The organism is Acinetobacter sp. Tol 5 (assembly GCF_019702905.1).
Classification (GTDB): domain Bacteria; phylum Pseudomonadota; class Gammaproteobacteria; order Pseudomonadales; family Moraxellaceae; genus Acinetobacter; species Acinetobacter bereziniae.
In genome coordinates this window covers 1,234,248-1,250,664 of the sequence record NZ_AP024708.1, presented here as the reverse complement: position 1 = coordinate 1,250,664, position 16,417 = coordinate 1,234,248, and the positions used below count along the sequence as shown (strand labels likewise).

The following is a 16,417-nucleotide window of genomic DNA, read 5'->3' as shown; positions in this document are numbered from 1 at the left end:
TTAAAAATGCCCGCTATTGCGAAACTTTTTTACGACCCTGTCCAATTAAAAAAACTTCTTTTGAACGTGCACGTGAAGCAGCAGGTTTTGCTGTTTTCAATACATCAAAACTGTCCACGACTTGCTTTCGGAACTCATCAAATCCACTGCCTTGGAAAACCTTAACTACAAATTGCCCTTTAGGTCCTAGAACTTTATTGGCAAAATCTAACGCAAGTTCACACAAATAAATCTGGCGAGGTTGATCTACAGCCCTATTACCTGATGTATTGGGGGCCATATCTGAAATTACAACGTCTACAGTGCGTCCATTTAAAATATTTAACAATTTTTCGAAAACTTCTTCTTCTCTAAAGTCACCTTGTAAAAAAGTAACATCTGGTAAAGCGTCCATTTCCAAAATGTCTGAAGCAATCACTAAACCCTTATCACCGACCAGTTTTCCTGCGATTTGCGACCAGCTTCCTGGTGCAGCTCCCAAGTCAACCACAGTCATTCCGGGTTTAATCATTTTATATTTTTCTTGAATTTCAAGAAGTTTATATGCTGCGCGAGCACGATAGCCTTCTTTTTGTGCTTTTTTCACAAAAGGATCATCTAAATGCTCTCTCATCCACGCACGACTACTTTTGGATAACTTCTGGTTGGTAATGCGTGTAGCCATAACTCTCTTGATCTAAACGGATAACTAACTTGTGATTGTACGTGAAAAATATTCTCATTGCAGTATACATATGGATTAAAATCGATAGATATTGATATGTTTTTTTGAATAAGCTTCATCGAATATTTCTACAGAATTTACAGCGCAGCGATATGGCTTTTGTTATACTAAGTCGTTTTTAAAATCAGGTTATTTTTTATGGCGACTCTATCTATCCAAGAACGTAAACGTTTACGTCAAATCGGACATGCATTAAATCCAGTTGTAATGCTTGGTGATAAAGGCTTGACTGAAAGTGTCGTTGAAGAATTAAACCGTGCTTTAAATGATCATGAGTTAATTAAAGTTAAAATTGCGGGCGAAGATCGCGAAGCACGCACAGCAACCATCACTGAAATAGCTGAAACAACTGGCGCAGAAGTGGTGCAAACCATCGGTAAAATTGCTTTGCTTTACAAAAAAGCAGCCAAACAAAATCAAAAACTCTCTAATTTGGTTCGTCACGCTCATCTTTCTAATTAAGATTTATTTTCATGGCAAGTTACGAACTGAATGCTTTTGATCGTCGTTTTCAAAGTATCTCTTTAGTGGGTGCGATTGAGCAGGTCAATCCCTACACCTTAAATGTAGGTTATTGGTTAAGAGATCCCAATCAATTTATTGTATACCCTGAACCTGTTACAGCACATCCGCGTCAAGATTTTCTTTGGGAAAATACCTGTTTTGAAATTTTTATTGGCGTGCAGGGCGAAGATCAATATCGAGAAGTTAACCTCTCCCCTTCTCAAGCTTGGCAAGCCTATCAATTTGAAGAATATCGCTATCCTGAGAATATGCCTCCTGTAGTTGCATACGATATTGAATTAAATCAGCTTAAGCGTACACATTATGGATTAAATGTGAGTTTAGATCTGACTGAGTTTATGCTTGCACATAAACTCAAGTGGTCTGATCTATTTATAGGACTCAGTGCTGTTTTGAATACCACACAAGGTCAACACTTCTTCGCCATGCAGCATAGCGGACAGCAAGCTGACTTTCACAATAAACGCGACTGGTTACATACCTTTTAATCGTCACTGTTGAATTGTCTTTTAAATAAAAAGTGAGGCATTTGCCTCACTTTTTATTTAGGTATAGTTGTTTATATACAGCCCAAACAACAACTTATTGCTTTGTCGTAACTTTATGCCAAACTTCCAACGTATGCTCTTTAGAACGTTTTAGTGTTTCAGTGAGCTGAACTTTATGTTTAGAGGAAATTTGTGAAACATCTTCACGAATTTCTTTACCTACTTCAGTCAACTCTTTCACCAAAAGGCTTAATTCCGATTTTAAGAAATCAGCTAATTCAACCAAGTCTTTTTGTGAAGTAGAAAATTGGGTTTTGATTACATCAAGACGTTGTACCAAATCTTGTTTGAAGTTTTGGACTTGATCTTGAACCTGTTCATTCAGTTGCTCTGTTTCAGCTTCCAGTTTTTTCTGAGTATCCGCCACAGCTTGAGAGACTTTTTGCTGCGCATCTTTGCCCAGTTTCTCTAAATTTTCCGTAGTTTCAGCTACAACCTCTTTCAAAGCTGCTGTATCTTTTGTTACTTTTTCAGTCACACTTTCTTTAGATATCGTCATATTGATTCCCCCTGGAATACGAAACAATAAGATAGCGTGAAGAAATAAATTTTAGATTTTGATTTGTCTGACAATTATTAAATACTTACAATTTCAAAAAATTCATATGAAAAGCAGAACTAGTAAAAAATAGCAAGGCATTTATCTCACAATATCCACCTAAATAAAATGGACTTTTAATCAGTTCATGCGTATAATGCGCTGTTAAGTTATAAGCGAGCAGACATGAGGAGGGTAGGATTTAATTAGCCTTCCTTTTTTTTCGTCTACTCGCTTTTTTACAGCCCTATTTTTGTGGTTTTAGTTCAGGAGCTATGGTTTGAGCACCCCCGCCATTTTAGCCCTTGCTGACGGTACTGTTTTTAAAGGTACATCGATCGGCGCTACGGGAAGTACGACTGGTGAAGTCGTTTTTAACACTGCCATGACTGGTTATCAAGAAATTTTGACTGATCCAAGTTATGCACAGCAACTTGTAACTTTAACTTATCCTCATATCGGTAATACTGGTTGTAATGAAGAAGACACTGAATCAGGTCGAATTCATAAAGTCTGGGCGAATGGTCTCATCATTCGTGACCTTCCTTTATTACACAGCAATTTCCGCGCAAATCAATCTCTTGGCGAATATTTAAAACAACATAACGTCGTTGCCATTGCTGATATTGATACACGAAAATTAACACGAATCTTACGTGACAAAGGTGCACAGAACGGTTGTATTCTTGCAGGTGAAAACATCACTGAAGAAGAAGCAATTGCTCAAGCACGTGCCTTTGGTGGCTTAAACGGTTTAGACCTTGCTAAAGAATGTTGCGATCCTGAAGGTTTTGAATGGACTGAAGGTTCATGGACATTAGGCAAAGGCTTCTCTCAACCTGAAACTAAATTTCATGTAGTTGCATACGATTATGGTGTCAAAACCAACATCTTACGTATGCTTGTAGATCGCGGTTGTAAGTTGACTGTGGTTCCTGCTCAAACCCCTGCTGAAAAAGTGCTCGCACTTAATCCAGATGGTGTGTTCCTTTCAAATGGTCCTGGCGATCCAGCAGCATGTGATTATGCGATTGAAGCTGTGAAGACTATTGTTGAAACTACAAACCTGCCTGTATTTGGTATTTGTTTAGGTCACCAAATTCTTGCTTTAGCATCTGGTGCTAAAACAGTAAAAATGCCACATGGTCACCATGGTGCAAACCATCCTGTACAAAACATTGATGACCAAAGTCAATACCACGGTACAGTGATGATTACTTCTCAAAACCATGGCTTCGCTGTAGATGCAGAAACTTTACCTGCAAATCTTAAAGCAACGCACAAATCTTTATTCGATCAAACTCTACAAGGGATTCATCGTACAGATAAACCTGCGTTTAGCTTCCAAGGTCACCCTGAAGCAAGCCCTGGTCCACATGACTGTGCCCCATTGTTCGATCATTTCATCGAACTTATTGAAGCATCTAAGAAGTAATTAAGGAAGCGACCATGGCTAAACGTACAGACATTAAAAGCATCTTAATTATTGGTGCGGGTCCGATTGTCATCGGACAAGCATGTGAGTTCGATTACTCAGGTGCACAAGCATGTAAAGCCCTTCGTGAAGAAGGCTATCGTGTTATTTTGGTGAACTCTAACCCAGCCACCATTATGACTGATCCAACAATGGCAGATGCAACGTATATTGAACCGATTACGTGGCAGACTGTAGCTGCGATCATTGAGAAAGAACGCCCAGATGCTGTTCTTCCAACTATGGGTGGTCAAACGGCATTGAACTGTGCACTTGCACTTGATGCCAACGGTATCTTAAAAAAATATAATGTTGAATTAATCGGTGCAACCAAAGAAGCGATTGAAAAAGCTGAAGACCGTAAATTGTTCGACATTGCTATGCGTAAGATCGGTTTAGAATGTCCTCGTGCCGATGTTGCTGAAAGCATGGAACATGCACTTGAAATTCAAGCGCGTTTTGGTTTCCCTGTCATCATTCGTCCATCATTTACGATGGGTGGTTCAGGTGGTGGTATCGCTTACAACAAAGAAGAATTTATTGAAATTTGTGAGCGTGGTTTCGATCTTTCGCCAACTAAACAATTGTTGATCGATGAATCATTGATTGGTTGGAAAGAATACGAGATGGAAGTTGTTCGTGACAAAAACGACAACTGTATCATTGTCTGTACCATTGAAAACTTTGATCCAATGGGTGTCCATACAGGTGACTCAATCACTGTTGCGCCTGCACAAACACTGACTGATAAAGAGTTCCAATTACTCCGTAATGCGTCTTTAGCGGTACTTCGTGAAATTGGTGTAGAAACCGGCGGTTCAAACGTTCAATTCGGTATTAATCCGAAAGACGGTCGTATGGTCGTGATCGAGATGAACCCTCGTGTATCTCGCTCTTCGGCTCTTGCATCTAAAGCAACAGGTTTCCCTATTGCAAAAATTGCAGCGAAACTTGCAGTCGGTTATACCCTTGATGAATTGAAAAATGACATCACTGGCGGTACTACACCTGCATCATTCGAGCCTGCAATTGACTATGTAGTGACTAAAATTCCTCGTTTCAATTTCGAGAAATTCCCACAAGCTGACGCAACATTGACAACACAAATGAAGTCGGTGGGCGAAGTGATGGCGATTGGTCGTAACTTCCAAGAGTCTGTACAGAAAGCATTACGTGGTCTTGAAGTCGGTACTTGTGGTTTCGATGAACAAATCGCTGTGGGTACAGAAGGCGCAAAAGATAAAATCTTAGTTGAGCTTAAAGTACCTGGTCCAGATCGTATTTGGTATGTTGCTGATGCCTTCCGTCATGGCTTTACTCTAGAAGAAGTTTTCGCTGCAACCAATATTGATCGTTGGTTCTTGATCCAAATCGAAGACATCATCAAGACTGAAGAACAAATTAAAACTTTAGGTTTTGGTGACTTAAACGCTGACAATATCCGTTCATTTAAGCGTAAAGGTTTATCTGATTTGCGTATCGCAAACTTAATGGGTATTTCGCAAAAGCAATTCCGTAAGCATCGTTGGAACTTGGGTGTATATCCAGTTTACAAACGTGTTGATACCTGTGCTGCTGAGTTTGAATCAGATACAGCCTATATGTATTCAACTTATGATGAAGAATGTGAATCTAATCCGTCTAGCAAAGACAAGATTATGGTCATCGGTGGTGGTCCTAACCGAATTGGTCAAGGTATTGAGTTCGATTACTGCTGTGTACATGCTGCGCTTGCTATGCGTGAAGATGGTTATGAAACCATCATGGTCAACTGTAACCCAGAAACTGTTTCAACAGACTATGATACTTCTGACCGTTTGTACTTCGAACCAATCACACTGGAAGACGTACTTGAAATCGTGCGTACTGAAAAGCCAAAAGGCATCATTGTGCAGTATGGCGGTCAAACACCATTGAAATTGGCACGTGCTTTGGAAGAAGCTGGGGCTCCAATTATTGGTACATCTCCTGATGCAATTGATCGTGCAGAAGACCGTGAACGTTTCCAACAAATGATTCAACGTTTGAATCTTCGCCAACCAAGCAACAGCATTGTAAAATCTGCTGAAGAAGGTATGGCTGAAGCATCTAAAGTGGGTTATCCATTGGTAGTACGTCCTTCTTATGTGCTTGGTGGTCGTGCAATGGAAATCGTCTACAATGACGATGAACTTAAGCGCTACTTACGTGATGCGGTTCAAGCATCTAACGAAGCACCTGTATTACTCGATCACTTCCTTGATGATGCGACAGAAGTTGATGTTGACTGCGTATCTGACGGTAAAGATGTTGTGATTGGTGGAATTATGCAACACATCGAACAAGCAGGTATTCACTCTGGTGACTCAGCATGTTCGATTCCACCTTACTCTCTTTCACAAGAGATTCAGGATGAAATGCGTCGTCAAACAGTGGCTATGGCGAAAGAGCTTGGCGTTATTGGTTTGATGAACGTTCAATTTGCTGTAAAAGGCAACGATGTTTATATTCTTGAAGTTAACCCACGTGCATCTCGTACAGTACCATTTGTATCGAAATGTATTGGTGAATCGTTAGCAAAAGTTGCTGCACGTTGTATGGCTGGTCAATCTTTAGAATCTCAAGGATTCACAAAAGAAATTATCCCAACTCATTTTGCAGTAAAAGAAGCAGTATTCCCATTCAATAAATTCCCAGGTGTTGATCCAATTCTTGGACCAGAGATGAAATCTACTGGTGAAGTTATGGGTGTGGGTAAAACTTTTGGTGAAGCTTTCTACAAAGCTGTGTTAGGCTCTAATGATCGTTTACCAGGAAAGCCAACTGAAGGTGAAGTGAAACATGTATTTATTTCAGTACGTGATTCAGACAAACCTCGTGCACCTGGTATTGCGAAACAATTGGTGGATTTAGGCTTCAAAATTATCGCAACTGGCGGTACTTATGATGTCATTAAAGACGCTGGTATTGAATGTGAACGTGTGAACAAAGTCACAGAAGGTCGTCCTAATATTGTTGACCGCTTGAAAAATGGCGAGATTCACCTCATTATCAATACCACTGAAGGCAAACAAGCTCAGCAGGATTCATTCTCAATCCGTCGCTCTGCACTCCAAGGTAAAGTGTATTACACAACAACCTTGAATGGTGCTGATGCTGTATGCCAAGCTTTAGCAATTCAATTGCCAATGGATGTATATCGCTTGCAAGATTTGCAAACACTAGGTTAATTCGTTTCCGATAAGTCCCGTCACCTTATCGGTGGCGGGCTTTTTTCATTTCTAAACCAGTATTTTTTTAAATACGAAACTGAGGGACAACAATGCAACGTTATCCTATGACTCCCGAAGGCAAGGTTGCCTTAGAGAAAGAATTACAACAGTTGAAATCTGTTGATCGTCCACGTATTACTGCTGCAATTGCAGAAGCTCGTGAACATGGGGATTTAAAAGAAAACGCAGAATACCACGCAGCACGTGAACAACAAGGTTTCTGTGAAGGTCGTATCCAAGACATTGAAGGTAAACTCGGTGCTTGCCAAGTGATCGATGTAAAAGAACTTGAGCAAACAGGTCGTGTTGTTTTTGGTGTAACAGTTACGATTGAAAACTTAGATACTGAAGAAAAGAAAACCTATAAGATTGTAGGTGATGATGAAGCAGATTTTAAAATTAATAAAATCTCAGTGAACTCTCCTATCGCACGTGGTCTTTTAGGTAAAAATGAAGGCGATGAAGTAAAAATCGTCACGCCTCAAGGCGAAGTCGAATATGAAGTGGTCAGTGTTGAGTATATCTAAGTAAAACTACTCATCATATTGAGGGCTGATTATTCAGCCCTTTTTTCTTTTCGAGAATAATATTTGATTCTACAACAACAATAATTCAAACAACCTGAAAAAAAATAACCCATCATATGCAATTGTTAAGGAGGCATCGCTTGTGCAAATCATTTTACACTTTAGAGCTAAAACAAAAAAATAAAATATATATTTTTCAATTACATATTCTAATTTTTTAATCTTTTCACTCAGGATAAATTATATTTTGCTGGATGAGTTTTTAACAAATTGACTATACTGGTAAAGATCAGATGCCTTAAAAATAGCAATTATCACCACCTTGTCAAAATTTATTGCCATTGTTAAATAATCTATTTGCATTAGATTGATGGAAAATAAAAATTTCTTGAGGAACAATATGAAAGCTGGGCGTGTAAGTCGCACAGCAGAAGCAGCGGCTGCTCTGCGTGCCAACCACCATTTAAACGCTAGCGATCCTGTATTTTCAGATCCGTACGCTTTAGCAATGACCAATAGCCGTTGGCGGGTATTACTGAATAACGCCTTGTTTTGCAAAACACTTAATTCAAAGTTGATGAATCAAACCTTTGGTAAATTGACTGGGCAAGTGGTTGGTCGTTCACGATATTGTGAAGATCTTTTACAACATGCAATTGAGAACCATCAAATCCATCAATATGTCTTGGTCGGTGCAGGCTTAGACTCATTTGTTTTACGTTTAGCAGCTCAATATCCGCTACTTAAAATATTCGAAGTTGATCATCCTGATACACAGAAGACCAAAATACAGAAGTTAAAGAAGATTTCTACATCCCAACAATTGCCTGAAAATGTTGAATTTGTCAGCATTGATTTTGAAAAAGAAAAGCTTTCTGAAGTTTTAACCCGAAGTGGTTTCCAATCTAAACACCCTGCTTTTTTCTCTTGGTTAGGCACAACGCATTATTTAACACCGCAAACCACATTAGCCACTTTGAAAAATATTGCATCCATTGCACATAAACAAAGTGAAGTGGTTATGGACTACTCGATTGATTATAGAGAATTACAAGGTATAGAACGGTTTGGTGCGTTTGCTTTAACTCAATTTACTCAATTTCTTAAAGAACCTTTGATCGGTGCTTTTGGTTCAGATGCTTTACATCAGGCAGTGATCAAAATGGGATATCAAGTCTTGGAAGATTTATCAGGTCAACAGATCACTGAGCGCTATTTTAACCATCGTGCAGATCATATTCGTCATACGCATGGCTCGCATTTGCTTCATTTAAAACTTATTTAAAACAAACCAAGCTGAAATATCATTCAAATATTTCTCACTTTTTAAAGATAGAACATGGAAATGATGTTGGTTTACTTAGGCTATTTTATTGAATTTATATAGCTCAATCCTATAAAGCTCATATAAAATAGTCACAACACTCTCCGCACATCAAGCAACCTTTAGAATGCCTAACTCGATAAATTCACCAGTAAAACACTGGTGTGAATTTGAATTTATTTCCAAAACTGTTAAAAATCCAAACATTCATATAAAAGGTAATTACTCCTATTACTCAGCGTATTGGGATCAAGGTTTTGAGCGTTGTGTAGTGCGTTATTTACATGACAAAGCATCCACTACCGAAAAGCCGATTGACCAATTGTATATCGGTAACTTCGTTTGTTTTGGTGCTGAATCCGTAATCATGATGGGAGGGAATCAGTTACACCGCCCTGACTGGATCTCAACATTTCCTTTTGATACCCGTAGTTTTTTACCTGCCGGGGATACAGTCATTGCGGATGGTTGTTGGATTGGGAGTCGTGCCATGATCATGCAAGGCGTAAAACTCGGTGAAGGTGCTGTTGTTGCAACAGGTGCAGTAGTCACCCAAGATGTCCCACCGTATGCAATTGTGGGCGGTGTACCTGCGAAGCTCATTAAATATCGCTTTACTGAGCAAGAGATTGCACAACTACTCTCCCTAAGGCTTTATGAACTTGATGAAAAGCAAATATTGAAAATGCGAGCGCAATTACAGACTGATGATCTACTTCAACTAATACAATTCTTAAAAAATCAAACCAATGAGTAAAATGTAGGCTCAATCTTATCAAAACAAAAAAGGGTTAAATTTTCATTTAACCCTTTTTATAAGATTTAACCAATTGTTGCTTATAGATCTGAATTTAAAGCTACATTGCGATGCGCATTCTTTAACTTTTTTTGTTTTAGATAGTAGGCAAACATCAAACACAATATCCAAGCAGGAATCATCATTACGGCGATGCGCATATCAGGGGTAAATGACATCACAACAAGAATACCGAACATAAAAATCATGCACAGATAATTACTGAATGGATAAGCAATACTAGGGAATTTGGTGGTTTGCCCTTGCGCTAGCATAGCTTTACGGAATTTTAGATGTGTCCATGAAATCACCACCCAGTTAATCACAATTGCGGCAACCACGAGCATCATTAACAAACCAAATGCTTTTTCTGGAAATGCATAATTCAACAATACACATAAAACAGTGACAAATGCAGAAACAAGCACTGCATTGGTTGGGATGCCACGTTTATTGATATGTTTAAGGAATTTCGGTGCATTGCCCTGTTGAGCCAAACCCAATAACATACGGCTGCTACAATAGCTCGTTCCGTTATATACCGAAACTGCTGCAGTAAGAATCACGAAGTTCAACAGAGTCGCTACGCCTTGACTATCCAGCGAAGCAAAGACCATAACAAAAGGGCTTCCACCTTCCGCCATTTTGTTCCAAGGGAACAAGGCAAACAAAATAAACAGTGTTGCGATATAAAAAATCAAAATACGATAAATAATTTGATTCACAGCCTTAGGCAAAGTTTTATCAGGATCTCTCGCTTCTGCGGCAGTGATTCCAAATAATTCAATACCGCCAAAAGCAAAAATAATCACTGCCATTGCCATGATCAACCCTTCAACACCAAATGGGAAGAAACCGCCCAATGCCCAGAGATTGGTAATACTTGCTTGTGGTCCTGCTGTACCCGTTGCAAGTAAATAGGAACCAAAGCCAATCATCGCCAAGATTGCCAAAATTTTGACGATGGAGAACCAAAACTCCATTTCACCAAAAAATTTTACATGCAAAAGATTAATGCCGTTAATTAAAATAAAAAACGCCAATGCTGAAATCCATGTTGGGATTTCAGGCCACCAATATTGGATATATAAACCAATTGCACTGAGTTCAGCCATACAAACCAGAACATTGAGTACCCAATAGTTCCAGCCTGACATAAACCCTGCAAATGAGCCCCAGTACTTATAAGCAAAATGGCTGAATGAGCCACTGACTGGCTCTTGCACCACCATCTCACCTAACTGTCGCATCATAAGAAACGCAATCAGCCCTGCAATCGCATAACCGAGGATCACCGAAGGTCCCGCAAGCTTGATCGACTGCGAGATCCCGAGGAACAATCCAGTACCAATTGCACCACCCAGTGCAATCAACTGAATATGGCGATTGCTTAAACCATGTTTCAGGTTTCCTTGCTCGTGTTCTGACATATGATTATTCTCATCCTTGTCGCGTAATTTTTATATTCAAAATTACGTATATCATAAGTTAATCAAAAATGCCTATATCTAATCGAAAAATAATTGATTTACTTTTCTCATAACTGCGCATATAAGCAGAAATTTCAACAAATAACAATTATTATGAATTATGTAATTAAATTATGTATTGTGTAATTATTAATTTTCAGTATGATAGAAATCATCATGTAGATCATTCTGGACTAGTCAGCATAATGAAGACGGATAAAAACAATAATATTTATTTGTTTTTCATAAGCTTGAGTGGAAAAAGAGAAAACGAAATAAGTTCTCATTCATAAGAGACAAGGAAAGCGCACCATGACACAACATTTAACAACCTTTCTTGAGATCGCACCTCAATCTGATTTCAGCATTCATAATTTACCTTATGGCATTTTTAGTGAAACCGCTCAGGGAGATAAACGTGTCGGTGTCGCGATTGGTGATTGGGTAATCGACCTCGCTGCTTTAGAAACATTAGGATTACTTCCAAATTGCAAAACTCAGTGTTTTAATCAAAGCAGCCTGAATAAATTTATCGAAACAGGTAAAAAAAATTGGCATTACATTCGCCAAACCCTACAAGACTTGCTTTCTGCAGACAATCCAACCCTTCGTGATCATCCAGAATTACGCCAAAAAGTATTATTCAAACAAAATACAGTCACCTTACATTTACCAGTACAAATCTCTGGCTATACGGATTTCTACTCCTCTAAAGAACATGCAACCAATGTAGGAACTATGTTTAGAGATCCTAAAAATGCCTTGCTTCCAAATTGGAGTGAGCTACCTGTGGGTTATAATGGTCGTGCCAGTTCTGTGGTTGTTAGCGGTAAGGAGATTGTCCGCCCTTCTGGTCAAATTAAACTTCCTCATGAAGAACGCCCTCTCTTTTCGGCAACCCGTAAACTCGACTTTGAACTCGAAACAGCTTTTATCGTAGGTAAGACAACTGAGTTGGGTGAACCGATTGCAATTGAAGATGCGTGGGATCATATTTTTGGCATGGTCTTGCTGAATGATTGGTCTGCACGTGATATTCAACAATGGGAATATGTGCCCTTAGGTCCATTTAATGCCAAGACCTTTGCCAGTGCAATTTCACCTTGGGTGGTAACGATGCAAGCCTTAGAACCCTTTAAAGTCAAAGGTCCGCAACAACTGCCAGAGCCATTAGATTATTTAAAAGAACATACTCCCAACAGTTTTGATATTCATCTCAGTGTGGAACTACAAAGCTCACAATCACAGCAAAGTGAAGTGATTTGTCAAACCAACTTTAAATACATGTACTGGTCGATGGCGCAACAGCTGACTCACCACACCATTTCAGGTTGTAATGTTCAAGTTGGAGATTTAATGGGTTCTGGCACAATTTCAGGTCCTACAGAAAATTCTTATGGAAGCCTACTCGAACTTACTTGGAACACCACCAAACCCCTCACCTTATCCAATGGTGAAAAGCGCGGCTTCCTTGAAGATGGCGACCGTGTAGTAATGAAAGGCTATGCTGAAAAAGGTGCTATTCGAGTGGGCTTTGGTCAGGTGGCAAATACGATTTTACCAGCCAAACAGTTTAGCTTTAAGCAACACAAGGAATTGTGTGATGAAACTGTATAGTTATTTTCGTAGCTCTGCGGCTTATCGAGTTCGGATCGCTTTAAACCTCAAGCAATTGGATTATGTCATACAGCCTGTCCATTTGCTCAAAAATGAGCAACAACAAGAAAGCTACATCGCACTCAATCCCAGCCAGCTTGTACCAAGTTTGATTGATCAAGATCAGTCTTTTATACAGTCACTCAATATTTTGGAATATTTGGAAGAACGTTACCCATCACTTCCTTTATTACCTACAGATCTTGTTGAGCGCGCCAAAATCCGTGCTTTTTCACAAACCATCGCCTGTGATATTCATCCCTTAGATAATCTCAGAGTGCTGAAATATTTAAAACATGAACTCGCTGTAAATGATGAACAGAAAAATCAATGGTACCAACACTGGATTATTGAAGGTTTTAAAAGCTTAGAGATGCAATTAAAAGATTCAAATGGTCAATTCTGCTTCGGCACTCAAGCCACATTTGCAGATTGTTGTTTGATTCCTCAAGTGTATAACGCCAAACGTTTCAATGTTGATCTAAGCGACTTTCCAAAGATTCAATCCATTGATCAACACTGCCTAAGCCTGCCTGCATTCTTAAAGGCGACCCCAGAACAACAACCAGATTGGGAATAAACAAAAAAGGAGTTTTATCATGAGCTTTGCAATTAAAAAAATTCATCACGTGGCTTATCGTTGTAAAGACGCCAAAGAAACAGTGGAATGGTATAAAAAAATGCTCAACATGGAGTTTATTTTGGCTTTTGCAGAAGACCATGTTCCATCAACTAAAGCATTTGATCCTTATATGCATTTATTCCTTGATGCAGGTCAAGGCAATGTGTTGGCGTTTTTTGAATTACCGACTCAACCAGAAATGGGACGCGATGAAAATACGCCTCAATGGGTTCAACACATCGCATTTGAAGTTGAAGACTTAGATGCACTTCTTTCTGCAAAATCGCATCTTGAAGCCAATGGTGTCAAAGTGCTCGGTATTACCAATCATGGGATATTCCACTCGATTTACTTCTTTGATCCGAATGGACATCGTTTAGAACTAACATATAACGATGTTCATGCCGATGCGAAAATTTCAAAAATTACTGAAGAAATGAAGGTCGATATGCTGGATGAATGGAGCAGAACCAAACGCGCACCTCAACATACGCATTTCTTACATGAAGCTGAGTTAGGGTAATCATTATGGTCAATAAAGTATCAACGAGTGCCGAAGCAGCCCTGCAAGGTATCGTGCAAGATGGACAAACCATTGCTGTGGGCGGATTCGGACTTTGTGGTATTCCTGAAGCTTTGATCAATGCGCTTAAACAAAGTGGAGTAAAGCAACTAACCTGCATCAGTAATAATGCAGGCGTGGATGATTATGGTTTAGGGCTGTTATTGCAGTCTAAACAAATCAAAAAAATGATTTCATCCTACGTTGGGGAAAATAAAGTATTTGAACGACAGTTTTTAAATGGTGAACTTGAAGTTGAATTGACACCTCAAGGCACATTGGCAGAAAAACTTCGTGCAGGCGGAGCTGGAATCCCAGCGTTCTATACTGCAACTGGTGTTGGTACCAGTATTGCTGAAGGTAAAGAGCTTCGTGAGTTTAATGGTCAGTCTTTTCTCCTAGAGACTTCACTTTGTGCAGATATTGCATTAATCAAAGCTTATAAAGCGGACAAAGCTGGTAATCTGGTATTCCGAAAAACTGCACGTAATTTCAATCCTGAGTGTGCAATGGCAGGTCGTTATACGATTGTTGAAGTTGAGCATATTGTTGAACTTGGTGAAATTGATCCTGATGACATTCATTTAGCAGGAATCTATGTCAATGCCATTGTACTCAATGCTCAGCCTGAAAAGCGTATCGAACAACGTACATTAAAAGTTGCAGTATAAGGAGTGACAGAATGGCTTGGACAAAACAACAAATAGCTCAACGTGCTGCCAAAGAGTTGCAAGACGGTTTCTATGTCAATCTCGGCATTGGCTTACCGACTTTGGTTGCCAATTACATCCCTGAAGGAATGGATGTATGGTTACAATCCGAAAATGGTTTATTGGGCATTGATGAATTTCCAACTGAAGACAATGTAGATGCGGACTTGATCAATGCTGGTAAACAAACTGTCACCGTTAAAAAAGGTGGTGCATTTTTTTCAAGTTCAGAATCATTTGCCATGATTCGTGGTGGTCGGGTTGACCTTGCTATTTTAGGTGCGATGGAAGTTTCTGAACATGGTGATCTCGCCAATTGGATGATTCCGGGTAAAAAAGTCAAAGGCATGGGCGGTGCAATGGATCTTGTTGCAGGTGTTCGAAAAGTCGTGATTTTAATGGAGCATACGACCAAAGAGGGTCAAGCTAAAATTTTACCTCAATGCACCCTGCCATTGACTGGTCGCAGAGTCGTTCATCGTATTATCAGCGACTTAGGTGTACTCGATGTAACTCAAAATGGTTTAGAACTGGTTGAGTTAGCAGATAATGTCAGTTTTGATGACATTCAAGCGGCGACAGCAGTCAGGATTAAAAATATTCAAGCTGCATAAAGCACAATCTGATCGGGATGGAAGATCAATGGCTTCGATCCCGATTTTTATTGCCTAAATTTCAGCAAGGTCTGTTATTTTAACTTGAGCATGTTGATATACAATACGTGGTAAAGTCACACTAAAATGCTCAATGCATAGTATGCTTATGCTATTCATCTATTTATCTCATTTAAAAAGATGATTTCTATTTTGTAGCATGCTCAGGCATTATGTGCTGAATGTAAAATCAAATATCGACAGCAAATCAAAGCTGCAAGATTAAATGCGATCAAGGGTTGTTGAATGATTGAAGAAAAGTTATCTGGTGGCGTTCAATCACTTGAAGTGGGCTTAGCCGTTCTCAATGCCCTTTTGGAACATAACAAACCGATTATATTAAAAGAACTATCAAGCAAGCTGGATATGCATCCTGCCAAAGTACATCGTTATTTAGTCAGCCTCATACGCATGAACTATGCAAAGCAACTGGAAGATGGTCAATATGCACTGGGTGATCAGGCTTGGCGTTTAGGTTTAAACTGCATTCAACATACCGATGCCCTACAGTTGGTACAGCATCGAATTTATGAATTACAAAATAAAATTGGCTGTGGTATTCAAATCAGTAAATGGTCACCTAAAGGTCCTTTGGTTGTACAATCGATTGAATCTAATCACCCAATTTCAATTGTCACAAAAGTCGGTTCAATTATGCCATTGGTCAACTCAGCTGCTGGGCGAGTTTTTGCAGCATATTTACCTGAGCCAATCATCAAACCATTGATATTTGCGGAATGGGAAAAAGCCGCAATCAATCATTATCAGATTAAACCGAGTCATTGGGATGAATTTATTCAACTTAAAGAAACCACTTTAGAACAAGGTATGGCAATTGCTCAAGGTGATCTTCTTACAGGCATCAATGCTATTGGTTTACCTATTTTTAATGCACATCAAGCTATGGAATTCTGCATTGTGGCTCTGGATAGTGAAGTATTTCTACCTGTGCATACAGGCAGTGACAAACTTGAACTATTTAGACATGAAGTGGCTGCAATTAATCAATACATTCAAACGCGTTAAGTTATAGCTTTA

Annotated in this window: 16 protein-coding genes; 13 read left to right on the top strand and 3 right to left on the bottom strand. The window is 39.2% G+C overall.

Annotated features, from left to right (window positions below; genetic code table 11):
* Positions 1 to 13: 13 nt before the first annotated feature.
* Entirely contained in the window at positions 14 to 664 is a 651-nt protein-coding gene (gene rlmE / locus TOL5_RS05830; protein ID WP_004829459.1) for a 23S rRNA (uridine(2552)-2'-O)-methyltransferase RlmE, read from the bottom strand.
* Positions 665 to 862: 198 nt separating this feature from the next.
* Between rlmE and yhbY the strand changes: the two genes are divergently transcribed.
* Both yhbY and TOL5_RS05820 read left to right on the top strand, forming a co-directional pair.
* Positions 863 to 1,186: a ribosome assembly RNA-binding protein YhbY gene (gene yhbY / locus TOL5_RS05825; RefSeq protein ID WP_004829460.1), complete on the top strand. Its 324-nt coding sequence runs from the start codon at positions 863 to 865 to the stop codon at positions 1,184 to 1,186.
* 11 nt (positions 1,187 to 1,197) lie between these two features.
* Entirely contained in the window at positions 1,198 to 1,737 is a 540-nt protein-coding gene (locus tag TOL5_RS05820; RefSeq protein ID WP_004829461.1) for a DOMON-like domain-containing protein, read from the top strand.
* Positions 1,738 to 1,831: 94 nt separating this feature from the next.
* Here the strand turns inward: TOL5_RS05820 and TOL5_RS05815 are convergent, their stop codons facing one another.
* A complete protein-coding gene (locus tag TOL5_RS05815; protein ID WP_042090056.1) occupies positions 1,832 to 2,296 on the bottom strand; it encodes a hypothetical protein in 465 nt (154 codons plus the stop codon).
* A gap of 319 nt (positions 2,297 to 2,615) precedes the next feature.
* Here TOL5_RS05815 and carA point away from each other — a divergent pair, with 319 nt between their 5' ends.
* The 5 genes from carA (at position 2,616) to TOL5_RS05790 (ending at position 9,668) form a co-directional block, all read left to right on the top strand.
* The gene (carA, locus tag TOL5_RS05810; protein WP_009586352.1) at positions 2,616 to 3,770 is read left to right on the top strand and encodes a glutamine-hydrolyzing carbamoyl-phosphate synthase small subunit; all 1,155 of its coding nucleotides are present in this window, start codon (positions 2,616 to 2,618) and stop codon (positions 3,768 to 3,770) included.
* 14 nt (positions 3,771 to 3,784) lie between these two features.
* The gene (carB, locus tag TOL5_RS05805) at positions 3,785 to 7,018 is read left to right on the top strand and encodes a carbamoyl-phosphate synthase large subunit (RefSeq protein WP_009586339.1); all 3,234 of its coding nucleotides are present in this window, start codon (positions 3,785 to 3,787) and stop codon (positions 7,016 to 7,018) included.
* Positions 7,019 to 7,110: 92 nt separating this feature from the next.
* Entirely contained in the window at positions 7,111 to 7,587 is a 477-nt protein-coding gene (greA, locus tag TOL5_RS05800; protein WP_004829465.1) for a transcription elongation factor GreA, read from the top strand.
* A 400-nt stretch (positions 7,588 to 7,987) separates the two neighbouring features.
* Positions 7,988 to 8,872, top strand: a complete 885-nt coding sequence (locus TOL5_RS05795) for a class I SAM-dependent methyltransferase (RefSeq protein WP_121774304.1) — start codon at positions 7,988 to 7,990, stop codon at positions 8,870 to 8,872.
* Positions 8,873 to 9,038: 166 nt separating this feature from the next.
* On the top strand, positions 9,039 to 9,668 hold the full coding sequence (locus TOL5_RS05790) for a CatB-related O-acetyltransferase (RefSeq protein WP_121774303.1): 630 nt from the start codon (positions 9,039 to 9,041) through the stop codon (positions 9,666 to 9,668).
* Between the two features lie 80 nt (positions 9,669 to 9,748).
* On the opposite strand, the gene TOL5_RS05785 is transcribed toward TOL5_RS05790, so the two are convergent.
* Positions 9,749 to 11,137 carry an amino acid permease gene (locus TOL5_RS05785; protein ID WP_005032980.1) on the bottom strand — a complete coding sequence of 463 codons (1,389 nt, stop codon included), beginning with the start codon at positions 11,135 to 11,137 and terminating at the stop codon, positions 9,749 to 9,751.
* Positions 11,138 to 11,488: 351 nt separating this feature from the next.
* Here TOL5_RS05785 and fahA point away from each other — a divergent pair, with 351 nt between their 5' ends.
* The 6 genes from fahA (at position 11,489) to TOL5_RS05755 (ending at position 16,405) form a co-directional block, all read left to right on the top strand.
* The gene (gene fahA, locus TOL5_RS05780; RefSeq protein ID WP_121774302.1) at positions 11,489 to 12,793 is read left to right on the top strand and encodes a fumarylacetoacetase; all 1,305 of its coding nucleotides are present in this window, start codon (positions 11,489 to 11,491) and stop codon (positions 12,791 to 12,793) included.
* The gene (maiA, locus tag TOL5_RS05775; RefSeq protein WP_121774301.1) at positions 12,780 to 13,412 is read left to right on the top strand and encodes a maleylacetoacetate isomerase; all 633 of its coding nucleotides are present in this window, start codon (positions 12,780 to 12,782) and stop codon (positions 13,410 to 13,412) included. The genes fahA and maiA overlap by 14 nt, the downstream gene beginning before the upstream one ends.
* 19 nt (positions 13,413 to 13,431) lie before the next feature.
* Entirely contained in the window at positions 13,432 to 13,977 is a 546-nt protein-coding gene (locus TOL5_RS05770) for a VOC family protein (RefSeq protein WP_005032987.1), read from the top strand.
* A 5-nt stretch (positions 13,978 to 13,982) separates the two neighbouring features.
* The gene (locus tag TOL5_RS05765; RefSeq protein WP_121774300.1) at positions 13,983 to 14,687 is read left to right on the top strand and encodes a CoA transferase subunit A; all 705 of its coding nucleotides are present in this window, start codon (positions 13,983 to 13,985) and stop codon (positions 14,685 to 14,687) included.
* A gap of 11 nt (positions 14,688 to 14,698) precedes the next feature.
* Positions 14,699 to 15,340 carry a CoA transferase subunit B gene (locus TOL5_RS05760; RefSeq protein WP_221260674.1) on the top strand — a complete coding sequence of 214 codons (642 nt, stop codon included), beginning with the start codon at positions 14,699 to 14,701 and terminating at the stop codon, positions 15,338 to 15,340.
* Positions 15,341 to 15,625: 285 nt separating this feature from the next.
* Positions 15,626 to 16,405 carry an IclR family transcriptional regulator gene (locus tag TOL5_RS05755; RefSeq protein WP_121774299.1) on the top strand — a complete coding sequence of 260 codons (780 nt, stop codon included), beginning with the start codon at positions 15,626 to 15,628 and terminating at the stop codon, positions 16,403 to 16,405.
* Positions 16,406 to 16,417 lie beyond the last annotated feature (12 nt).